The organism is Neolewinella aurantiaca, assembly GCF_008014675.1.
GTDB lineage: Bacteria > Bacteroidota > Bacteroidia > Chitinophagales > Saprospiraceae > Neolewinella > Neolewinella aurantiaca.
On record NZ_VOXD01000004.1, the window covers coordinates 39,088 to 50,864 of the forward strand.

Genomic DNA, 11,777 nt, shown 5'->3' on the forward strand with positions numbered 1-11,777 from the left:
TTGCAAAACTACGTATTTATTAAGTATATTTGCGTATAAATACGTAATTTTTATGGGTTTGTTTATTCCTCCTCTTCCCCGGATTACTCTTCTTGGCGCTGGCCCGGGTGATCCCGAATTGCTTACTATTAAGGGGATGAAGGCCCTTCAGTCGGCAGATGTCGTACTTTATGATGCATTGGTCAATCCTGAATTACTGAATCATGCGCCAGCAGGTGCGCGTCGTTTATACGTAGGAAAGCGTTGCTCTGCCCATTCCTTATCGCAACCGGAGATAAACGACTTGCTGGTGCAATCTGCTCTTGATTTTGGTCATGCTGTCCGCCTCAAAGGCGGAGATCCGTTCGTTTTTGGTCGGGGAGGGGAGGAAGTACTGGCCGCCCGCGAAGCGGGCATTGCGGTAAACGTGATTCCCGGAGTAAGCAGCGCACTGGCTGTTCCTGCGCTGGCGGGTGTTCCCCTTACGCACCGGGGCGTGAGCCGTAGCTTTTGGATAATGACCGGCACGAGCAAGGACCACAAAATCCCGGCGGAGATCGCCGAAGCTGCGGCAACCGCAGCCACCTGTGTAATACTGATGGGAACCAGAAAGATAAAAGAGATATGTGCTGTCTTTCTCCGGCACCGTGCGGGAGACACGCCCATCGCCCTCCTGCAAAACGGTTCCCTGCCGGAGAGTCGGGCCACCATCGGGAGCATCAGTGACCCGACTCCTCTGGAGCTGGCGGCTAAAGCTTCCGGACCGGGCATTCTGGTAATCGGGGAGGTGGTGAGGTTCAGGGAGGCCTTCCCGGCCTGGGCTGCTCTTTCGCAGCCAGGATAGTTGCCTTCTTAAGAGCTTTCCCTGCACCTGCGGTCGCGCCAGAGGTGTCGGTTTGGCGGAAAAACAAAAAAACGAATTCAGAAAACAGACCCTCACTTACCCCGCATAGGTTTACGAATTCTAATTGCCTGCCTACGTTCTCTTCAATCTCCCTACCTTCGCATCCGGGTAATAAAGCGCCCCAGTTTTCAGGTATAAACCAACGTATGCGCATTAAAGTAGGCATCTTCTTCGGCGGCCCGAGCCGCGAGCGCGAAATCTCTTTCGCCGGCGGCCGGACCGTTTACGACAATCTCGATAAGGAACTCTTCGAGCCCGTTCCCATTTTTGTGGACAGCTTCCGGAAATGGCACTTGCTCGATTGGCAATACCTCTACCGAGGTACTATCCGCGATTTCTTCCCGCCCATCGACCTGGCGCCGAAGTCCGAATTCGGCTTTCAGGTGTACCAGGAGAGCCTCGGTCCGCTCGACGAACTGAGCCTCGAGGCAATGGCCCGCAAAGTAGGTCGCCGCATCCGCCGCGATGAACTGCCCGAACTCATTCAGGTTGCGTTCCTGGCGCTCCACGGTGAGTACGGCGAAGACGGTCAGTTGCAGCGGGAACTCGAATACGCCGGTATTCCTTACACCGGTTCCGGTGTGCGGGCCAGCGAAATCGGAATGGACAAAGCCATTCAGAAAGAACTGATGCAGGCCAAAGGCTTTGCTTCTCCGGCCCTGCTCGTGATCGAGAAAGGAGACTTTGACGGAAAGCGGGTTGACGAGCACTTCGCGGCCTGCGAGCGGGAAATCGGATGGCCGATGGTAATCCGGCCTGCCCGTCAGGGAAGCTCTATCGGTGTCGCAATCATCGAAGAAACCGACGGCAGGGAGGCTTTCGAACGCGCCGTCAATGCCGCGTTCTTCCGCGAAGTTCTCCCTTTGAGCGAGTACGCCGCCCGCGATGCGTACGAACGCCTCGAGTACGTCCGCCAACTCTCCGACCTGCGCGACGGCATCGCCTTCCCTATGGACGCGCAAAACGGCGATCACCTCCTGACCATCTACACCCCCGACGACCTCCACGCCTATTTGGAGGCAGCGGTGAAGAGTCGGGACTCCAACCTCCCGACTCCCGACTCCCGACTCATCTTCACCGGCCACCAGACCGAACAGCGCGTGATCGTGGAAGCCTTCATTACGGGTAAGGAGTTTTCCACCATCGTCGTCAGAACCGACGAGGGCAAAGTAGTGGCGCTGCCACCCACGGAAATTGTAAAGCCGACCAGCGATTTGTTCGACTATCGCAGCAAGTACATGCCCGGCCGCAGCCGGAAAATTACGCCCATCGAATTGCCGACCGACAGAATACAGGCGATCCGTGCGGAGTGTGAGCGCCTGTACACCGAACTCGGTTTCAACGTGTACGCGCGCATCGATGGCTTTCATACCCCCGGTGGCGGTATCTACCTCAACGACCCGAATACGACCTCGGGGATGATGCCAAGCAGTTTCTTCTTCCATCAGGCGGCGGAAATAGGGCTCAACCCCAGTCAGTTCCTGACCTTCATTATTCGGCAGAGTTTGCGCGAACGCGGGATGCAAAGCGAAGGTGTTGAAGCAATGGAAGTCGCCAACGAAATCGGTGCCGCCCTCGACGAAGCTATAGACGCCAAGCGTGGATCGGCCGGTCAGAAAGAACGTATTGCCGTGCTGCTTGGCGGCACGAGCTTCGAGCGGCACATCTCCGTGGAGTCCGGTCGGAACGTTTATGAAAAGCTGAGTTCCAGTGAAAGCTACCGGCCTACGCCAGTGTTCCTTACGTCCGCCCTCTCTCGGGGAGGGGCACCGGGGGAGAGGGCCTTTTCCCTCTACCAACTCCCGGTAAACCTTCTTCTGAAGGACAACGCCGATGATATCCGCGATAAAGTCCTTAAGCCGGGAGAGCACGAAGTAATTACCGACATTCGTGAGGCTTGCTCCGGTATAACGAAGCGCTATGCCGACCCCGACGTGGTTTTCCAACCCCGCAAACTGAGCTGGGACGAACTGCCCGAAGTAGCCGATGGTGTTTTCATCGCGCTCCACGGTCGCCCGGGTGAGGACGGGCAGGTTCAGTCTTTCCTCGAAGCACGAAACCTTTATTACAACGGGTCGGGCATTGAGAGTAGCCGAATCACCATCGATAAGTTCAAGTCACTGCGGATGCTGCACGAGTCGGGGCAGCAGGTTACCGAGCAATGGCTTGCCACCGCCGATGAATTCATTGCCGATGAGTATGCTTTCTACGATAAGGTGGAGAACCTCTTTGGTTACCCGCTGATTGCTAAGCCGGTAGACGACGGATGCAGTTCCGCCGTAAAGTTGATCAAGCAGCGCGACGAGCTGCACGCCTATTGCCACCTCACCTTCCGGCCGAGTACGCTCGATGAGAAGCACTCCCGTCGTGAAATGAAACTTACCGCAAAAGACGAGTGGCCCGCTGGTAAACAAAACATCCTTTTTGAAGCGGCCATCTCGGCTAACGGCGCAGAGAAGTTTCTGGAGATCACCGGCGGTATGCTGACGCACTACGGCGTCGACGGCAAGATGCGCTACGAACAATTTGAGCCGAGTGAAACGCTGGCCGGGGGAGAAGTCCTCAGCCTTGAAGAAAAATTCCTTGCCGGCGAAGGGCAAAACCTTACCCCCGCCCGCCTGGGGACCGAGAGTTACAGCTACGACTACGTCGCCGGTCAGGTGAAAAACGATCTTGAGGCTACTGCCCGTGCGCTCGGCGTAGAGGGCTATTGCCGCATCGATGCCTTTGTCCGTGTCTTCTCTGACGGGAGGGTAGAGACCATCCCGATTGAGGTGAACAGCCTGCCGGGGATGACGCCGGCCACGGCCATCTTCCACCAGGCGGCCATTGCTGGTTACCAGCCTGCCGGTTTCATCGATCAGATTCTGAAGTACGGCAAAGCACGGCGTGACCGCGGCTATGCCGTCGGCCCGGATCCGCTACCTGTCACATCGCCACCTGAGGTGGCGGCTGTGACCACGGCTACCGAAGTAGTTACTCAACCAGTACACGAAGAAGTAAGCTTTGCTGACCCTGCTCCTTCAGAACCTTTCATTGCACCGGCGATCGCGCCCAAATCTTCCCCCGAATCTATGGAATATCACACGCCGGAAACGGAACAGACACCGCCTTCTTATAATGCAGCTACTGCAACTGAGCGGACCTTTAAAGACCGTGCCCTGGGCGCCCTGAAAAACTTCGGCAGTCTGCTGATTTCCGGATACTTCTGGAAAAACGCATTGGCAGCCCTTCTCTTTTTTGTAGTTTGTTTCTTCGTGCTCAAGATGGGGCTGGGCCTGTACACTTCGCACGGCCAAAACGTGGAGCTCCCCAATTTTGTGGACATGCCCCGCACTGAAGCAGAAGCCCTGGCTGATGATATGGGGCTGAGTATAAAATTTGAGAAAGGAGTTTTCGATCCCAACCGCCCGGCTGGTCTGGTGGTACTGCAGCACCCCAAAGCAGGGTCTGGCGTAAAGAAAAACCGTTCTGTCTACCTCACAGTCCTGAGCGACGAAGCGCCACTCATTCAGCTGCCTGGCCTCGTGGGCAATTACGATTACACGCAGTACACCAACCGTCTGGAGGATAATGCGGATATCCGTTCCAAAATCCGCGAGCAAGTCTACGATCCTAAGCAGGAAGAAAACACGATCCTCCACTTCTTCTACGGCGACCAGAAAATCACCGACGCCGACCTGAAGGCCGGGGTGAAGGTGCCCCAGGGAAGCGAACTCGAATTTGTAGTGACCATTCGTCAAACGGGAGAGGTGAAGGTGCCAGACATTAAATGTAAACGCTTTGGCGCAGCAGAATTCATCCTGGATGGTTCCAATCTCCTGATTGGCGAAGTCTACGGAGAGGTGAGCGACCGCAGGGAAGCGTTTGTTGTGCGTACCGAGCCTCCGGGAGGCAAGATGGTACCGGTAGGGTCTAAGTTCGACATCTACCTGGCGCAGCGCAGGCCGGATACCTGTGATTAACAGTAAGTTGGAGGGGCAATGAGTCTCTGGGTTGCTGCCGTTGTTTTCTGTTCGCGTCGCTTTGCTTACCCACTTTGGGTGAACGAATGCAGCGAAGCGAGGCCTGTCTGCAGCAGCAATTCATGAACTCATCAGCTCATTTTATCCGTGAATGGTGAATAAAGAATTGTGAACTCATAAACTACTTGCTTCCAGGCGCTAAATTCTGCTTTAACTCGTTCTCAAAGACCAAGTGATTACCATGAACGTAAGATTACCTTTACTCTCCCTATTTTTCTTGTTGGCATTTTTACCGGTTTCGGCTCAGACATTCCGCCCTTTGATGGGCTACGAGATGTTGGCGCCACAGCCCGACGATAAGGCCGCTCCGCAGTTTACCAAAGTAGACTGTGAGGAATTCGACCTCAGCGCCTTCGAGTTGGTTGCCGCGGGAGATACCCTGAGACTGGACGTCGGTCTTGACACGGCAGGCCTGGGCGGAGGTCCGTTCACTTACGTATGTGATGGCTGCGCCGTGGCCTCTTCGGGTAACGCTTCGGCAGACAACGATAGCCTTTTTTACGCCGCGGACGCAGGTGCAGAACTGGGTCTGGATACACTCCGTCTCTCCGTTTGTAACAGCGCGGGGATGTGCTCCACCGAAAAGACCTTCATCGTGCTCGTCCGGAGAGCAAACGAGGAAATATCCCTTGGTACTTTTACCGTCGCTCCGCGCGGTCAGATAGATATTCCATTCCCTGATGGCGACCTGCCCGGCGGTGCAACCTGCAGAACCCTGGAAGCATGTGCCACGGGATACGAAGGCCGGGGACAGGATTTCTACTTCCTGACCGGGCAGCACGACGGCAACGAAGTACGTTACCGCGCTGCGGGACTCGACGGCGTAGACCAGGTGTGCGTTACCCTGTGCAACAGTTTCGGAATCTGCGATACCTATACGGCTGGTTTGAGCATCAACGTTGCTCCGGTAGATTTACCTTTCTTCGACGACTTCGCCTACGAAGGCGTGCGGCCGAATCCTTTGCTCTGGCAGGACGATGACGTACTCATCAACCGCAACTTTGCTCAAGACCCTCCCTCCATCGGGGTGGCAACCTTTGATGGCATCGACGTAACGGGCCAGCCCTACGAGGGGGGCAGCGGCGGCTCCCGTACGGTGGTGCGGGATTACCTGACTTCCGCTCCGGTCAACGCTCAGGATGCCATTGGAACCACCCTCACTTTCTTCCTCCAGCCCCGTGGCTTCGGCAACCGCCCCGAAACGCAGGACAGCTTCCTCGTTGAATTCCTTGATGTAGACGGCAACTGGAATACCGTTTATCAGAAAGAGGGCACCCTCAACACCGTCCCCAATAACCAACCTTTACCCTTCGAACCGGTGCTGCTCGACGTACCGGACGAGTACCTCTACAACGGCTTTCAGTTTCGTTTCTCCAGCAAGAGCAGCGAGCAGGGCGCAGTGGATATGTGGCATCTGGATTATGTGAAGTTAGACACCCGCCCTACCAGACCTGTTGATCTTGCGCTGCGGGAGCTACCTCCGTTCATTCTCGAAAACTATACATCGATGCCTCTGCGCCATTTGCAGGCCGGCGGGGAAGACTTGCTTGAATCAACGCTTTCCATCTCTTTCCAGAACCTGGGGGAAGGAGAAAATGACGCTGTAACGGTAACCGGAGCAACCTCCCTGATTAGCATTGGAGGTTACGTACCCGGGAGCACTCCCTCCCCAAACACTGCTGCCATCTTATCGCCCGACGTGTTCGGTACGGGAGAAATAGATGAGAATGAGTTCGGACCAGGAGAGCAAACTGATCGTACAACTGACTTTGCAAGTATAGGTGGCCTTTATTCGCTGATGGTAAACAACCTGCTCAACCAGGCGGATCCGGCTTCGGCCTATAAAGTAGATATGTCCTACTTCTTCGACGTAGTCGGGGAAACAACGAACTACCTGCCGGAAATCGCTGAGAACAACTCCTTAGTGAGAACCACCTGCTTCGATAACTACATGGCCTACGACGACGGTACCGCCGAAGTGAGCATAGAGGGAGGCGAAGGCACAACCATCGTTCAGCAATACGAAGCTTTTGTGGCGGATGAGCTGCTGGGGGTTCAGATTCGTATTCCGCGGGTGCTGGGTTCGCTGGGCAGCCAGCAACTCAAGCTCGTGATCTATACCGGAGAGGGACAGCCCGATGAGTTGGTGGCAGAATACGACTTCGACATCCGCTACGCGGAGACCTACTTTCAGGACAGTCTGCAGGGCTACACGACTTATATCTTCCCGGATGTTGTGTCGCTGGATGCCGGAACTTTTTACGTAGGCTGGGAACAACAAAATGCAGATCGTTTCATCGGGGTAGGGTTCGATCGTAACAACTCCCCCGAAAACGTGCAGTGGTTCGACAGCGGTAACGGATTTATGCCGCTCAGCGGAACCACCACCGGAGCCATCATGATCCGGCCATTGCTCTCCGGCTTCGAAGGATTCCCGACCAGTGTAGCGGACCGTACCGACGCCGATGCTTTGGTCGACGTATTCCCGAACCCGACGAACGGAACCCTGCACCTGCGTGCGCGCCAGACGGTTTCCACAAGCCTCAGCTATCGTTTGTTCTCGCTGACGGGAGCTGTCGTCGGGGCCGGACAGGTCAACGAAACAATAGAGCTTGGCCACCTGCCCGCGGGAATCTACATGCTGGAAGTAACGGACGGAGCTGCTGCGAGCCGACATAAGATCGTCCGGCGTTAATCCATTTTATATCTGATGGTGTTTTTGTACCGCCGGTACCAGTTGGTGCACACGCTGGTCAACGCCAGTAATAACATTCATTCAACCAAAATATACGAAACAGATGGACGCAACGATCCAGGAAATAAAAGAACGCGAAGCTGAGGGCAAAAAAGACTACGTTTTGCTTGACGTACGTGAAGACTACGAACGCTCGGAGTTCAATATTGGTGGTATTCACGTTCCGCTGGGCGAACTGATGGGGGCTTTTGAAAAGCTAGCGCCGCACAAAGACGACGAACTGATCGTCTACTGCCGTAGTGGCAAACGCTCTGCGATGGCCGGCCAACTGCTGCGGCAGGCGGGTTTCAGCAATGTTCGTAACCTGGAGGGGGGAATGATTGCGTGGCAGGCGGGATAATTGCTGTCCGGTGGAGGAATTCTATCCCGATTTTTTAGTTGGTCGGGCTACAACTCCTCCACCGCAATTGCCGCTTATCTTCTTCTCATTACTCTGGCTTCGAAGCCAGCGCCCACAATTTGGGCGGCGAGGCGCTCAGCGGCAGAGAAACGATCGGTCTGCCCGGCAAGGGCGACGGCGTAGGTGCCGCGGTTAAATTTTTCGAGGCGGGTATCGTTAAAGCCGGCATTCCGCAGGTCTTTGACGCGCTGTTCGGCGTTCGCTTTCTGGCGGAAACTACCCGCAATTACCAGGTACCGGCCTCTGCTGCCCGAGGTAGAGTTGGCCTCGGCAGCCTTCCGTTCCCGTTCTAAGCGGGCAGCTTCGGCTGCTTCGGCATCGAGCTGGGCTTCGCGTTTGCGTGCTTCCTCGTTTGCAGCCGCTTCACGTTCTTCTTCTAATTCAGATTGCCGACGGGCCTCTTCTCGTTCGGCGGGGGTAAGCTCCCGAAAACCATCATCGTTGGCCGAAGCATCATATTCGGCAGATTTACCTATGTCATCGGGTATCTCCTCGTCGGTGTAATCAGACTGGTTAAGCACAATCGGACTCGACGTCCGGGGCTGGTCTGTTTCTACCGTCTGCATTGCTTTGTAGAATAAAAAACCCAGGGCTCCGAGGCAACCAATAAGGATGATAGGGATGAGAATAGATGTGTTTTTCATGTAAGTGATTTTGTTAAATCCCAAAAGAATAGTGGCATTTGGGCAATAGATTAGAGGAAAATTGCATTTTTGCCACTATCGGAGAACGCAAAAAAAGCGTTTAGGTGCATCTAAGGTACCTTCTTCCGTAAGAATTTGTTCAAGTGTTTGCTTTTTGGAAAGACCATTTTTGGAGGGCTCCCGGTTAGGGAGCCCTCGTTTTTTGTAGTGTATGCCAGAAAGTAGATACGTTGATCACCCGTTTTTGACAGGTAGTAAGACCGTCCTTTTTTGTGTTTTTTTGAGTTGTTGCGGGTGAATCGCTCCGGGAACCACCATGCGGACCCTTCAGAAAACAGGAGTATGAGTACTGCGGAGCATTGTCCTGTGATCGGGTAGTGCTGAGGATTGTCCGGTCGTCATGCCCCCGTTGCGCCGGTCGCATTAAAGGTGGATACTGCGTTAAACCATTACCTTGTGGCAACGTTCCGCAGTAATGCCAGAGATTTTCCCAAAACATATGACCGATAACCCACCAGAGGACCCAACGGCAGCAAGCCGCAAGGAAGACCACATCGAATTGGCTTTTCGTAGCCAGGTAGATTCATTGTCGCTTGATGAGCGTTTTTATTACGAGCCTTTACTGGCTGCGCATCCCTCGCCGGGGTCGTTGCCAAAGGTTGCTTTCGGCGACAAAGAAATGAAGGCCCCACTGTGGGTGAGCAGCATGACCGGAGGTACGGAAAAAGCGTATACCATAAACCAGAACCTGGCGCAGGCCTGCAACGAATTCGGATTAGGAATGGGTCTTGGCTCGTGCCGTCCTTTACTCTACGGAACTGAGCGCCTCAAAGATTTCGATATCCGGCAGCTGACGGGGGATGATGTTCCTTTGTTTGCAAACCTGGGCGTTGCCCAGATTCAGGAGCTCTTTGCTGCGGGGCGGGAACAGGAAATCCGCCAGATGTGTGATTTACTGCGGGTCGACGGGCTGATCATTCACGTTAACCCTTTTCAGGAGGCGATGCAGCCGGAGGGCGATATATTTACCGAAGCGCCACTCACGACGGTAAAGGCCACGCTTGAGGCACTGCCCGGCCTGCAGGTAATTGTGAAGGAAGTGGGGCAGGGGATGGGCCCGCAAAGCCTGAGCCGGTTATTGGAGTTACCTCTGCTTGCTGTAGATACGGCCGCCAACGGCGGTACGAACTTCAGTAAACTGGAATTGCTGCGTAGCGATGATGCCAGGCGGGAAGCCTTTGCGCCCATCGTTAAAGCCGGCCACAGTGCCAACGAAATGGTTGACTGGGTAAATGAAATATGCGCAAAAGATCAGCCTCAGACTACCGGAGAGCTCCGGCAAGGAGCCGGTTTGGCGCGCACGCAGGTGCAATGCAAGCATTTAATAATAAGCGGTGGGATAAGGACTTTCCTGGATGGCTACTACCTCACCGAAAAATCGGAGCTGCCAGCTGTCTACGGTCAGGCTTCAGCCTTTTTGAAGTATGCACGTGATGATTACGCCACCCTGCAAGCCTATGTAAACGCTCAGATCAGAGGGCTTGAACTGGCTAAAGCTTACCTTCGGCCCAAATTGTAGTCCGGTCATCCGGATGGTGAGCAGTTTTTTGCTGTAAACATCAGCAGTATTTGTTCAAGACGACTTGCTTACCAGCCATAGGAATACCAGACGATAAGACTACCAGACTACTCAGACTAAGTATGACTGACCCCAAGCAAATAAACGGCTTCAGCCGGTTTACCAAAGACCAGCAGCGCTGTTGGTTGACCGAGCACTTCCTCCGGCCGGACCAACTCTCAGAACTTTCCCGCTTCGACGCCGAAGACGGGAAGTTACAGGACGTGATCGATAACTTCAGTGAGAACACTGTAGCCAACTTCCCGATGCCGTTCGGCGTAGCGCCGAACTTTCTGGTCGACGGAAAAGTGTACGCCGTACCGATGGTGATCGAAGAGTCGAGCGTGGTAGCGGCCGCTTCGGCCGCCGCTAAATACTGGCAGTCGCGCGGTGGGTTCCGGACAGAAGTGATCGCTTCGGAAAAGTTGGGGCAACTGCACTTCCGCTGGAGCGGAAAGCCTGAACGGAGAGCGGCCCTTTTACCCGCCCTTTGCACCCGCGTCCGCGCCAGTACCAAAAGCCTCACGGAACGCATGGAAGCGAGAGGCGGCGGCGTACGGAACATTACCTGGAAGCACCTGCCTGAAGTGTCGGAAGACTGCTACCAGCTGTTGGTGAGTTTCGGTACCGCCGATAGTATGGGCGCCAACTTCATTAATACCGTACTGGAGGCTTACGGTCAGGAACTGCGCAGGTGGGCCGTCGATTGCCCGGAGCTGACCGCTGAAGAAAGAGACCTCGAAGTCATCATGGCTATCCTGAGCAACAATACCCCCAACTGCGTGGTGAAAGCCTGGGTGGAATGCCCGATTGAAAAAATGGCCATTCCCGTTGGTGGCGTGGATCCTTTCGACTTCGCCCGTCGCTTCAAGTACGCCGTAGACATTGCCCGCGAAGACCCTTACCGCGCCGTGACGCATAATAAAGGAATCATGAACGGCGTGGACGCCGTAGTGCTAGCCACCGGCAATGACTTCCGGGCCATAGAAGCAGCTACGCACGCCTTTGCTGCCCGTGATGGAAAATACCGCAGCCTCAGCCAATGCCGCATCGATAACGATGTTTTCAGGTTCGAACTCACGCTGCCACTGGCGTTGGGAACGGTAGGCGGTCTGACCAAACTGCATCCTCTGGCGAATGTCGCCCTCGATGTGCTTGGCCGGCCTGGTGCCCACGAACTCATGGGTGTAATGGCCGCCGCTGGCCTGGCCCAGAACTTTGCGGCCCTGCGGAGCCTGGTTACAACCGGCATCCAGAAAGGACACATGAAAATGCACCTGCAGAATATTCTCTCTTCGTTGGGCGCAACGGCAACGGAACGAACCCGAACAGCTGAAAAATTCAACGGCGAAACGGTCAGCCACCACGGCGTCCGGGAGTTTCTGGAAGAGCTGAGAAGAGAAGGGTAAAAGTTTGAAGATCAGGCTTTCGTCATTCCACGCAGAAGGAGCA

At 54.9% G+C, this 11,777-nt stretch carries 7 protein-coding genes; 6 read left to right on the forward strand and 1 reads right to left on the reverse strand.

From position 1 onward, the window contains the following. Positions 1-52: 52 nt before the first annotated feature. The 4 genes from cobA to FUA23_RS03645 all read left to right on the forward strand — a co-directional run bounded on the left by cobA (position 53) and on the right by FUA23_RS03645 (position 8,003). Positions 53-823, forward strand: a complete 771-nt coding sequence (gene cobA, locus FUA23_RS03630) for a uroporphyrinogen-III C-methyltransferase (RefSeq protein WP_147929358.1) — start codon at positions 53-55, stop codon at positions 821-823. Between the two features lie 206 nt (positions 824-1,029). Then, complete coding sequence (locus FUA23_RS03635; protein ID WP_147929359.1) at positions 1,030-4,848, forward strand: PASTA domain-containing protein; 3,819 nt, start codon at positions 1,030-1,032, stop codon at positions 4,846-4,848. 241 nt (positions 4,849-5,089) lie between these two features. Continuing rightward, positions 5,090-7,603 carry a T9SS type A sorting domain-containing protein gene (locus tag FUA23_RS03640; RefSeq protein ID WP_147929360.1) on the forward strand — a complete coding sequence of 838 codons (2,514 nt, stop codon included), beginning with the start codon at positions 5,090-5,092 and terminating at the stop codon, positions 7,601-7,603. A gap of 103 nt (positions 7,604-7,706) precedes the next feature. Beyond that, complete coding sequence (locus tag FUA23_RS03645) at positions 7,707-8,003, forward strand: rhodanese-like domain-containing protein (protein WP_147929361.1); 297 nt, start codon at positions 7,707-7,709, stop codon at positions 8,001-8,003. A 74-nt stretch (positions 8,004-8,077) separates the two neighbouring features. On the opposite strand, the gene FUA23_RS03650 is transcribed toward FUA23_RS03645, so the two are convergent. After that, positions 8,078-8,707, reverse strand: coding sequence for an SPOR domain-containing protein (locus tag FUA23_RS03650; RefSeq protein WP_147929362.1), 630 nt, complete (start codon positions 8,705-8,707; stop codon positions 8,078-8,080). A 499-nt stretch (positions 8,708-9,206) separates the two neighbouring features. On the opposite strand from FUA23_RS03650, the gene FUA23_RS03655 reads away from it, so the two are divergent. Further along, positions 9,207-10,286, forward strand: coding sequence for a beta/alpha barrel domain-containing protein (locus FUA23_RS03655; protein WP_147929363.1), 1,080 nt, complete (start codon positions 9,207-9,209; stop codon positions 10,284-10,286). 122 nt (positions 10,287-10,408) lie between these two features. After that, positions 10,409-11,734 carry a hydroxymethylglutaryl-CoA reductase gene (locus FUA23_RS03660; protein ID WP_147929364.1) on the forward strand — a complete coding sequence of 442 codons (1,326 nt, stop codon included), beginning with the start codon at positions 10,409-10,411 and terminating at the stop codon, positions 11,732-11,734. The last annotated feature ends 43 nt before the right edge of the window (positions 11,735-11,777 follow it).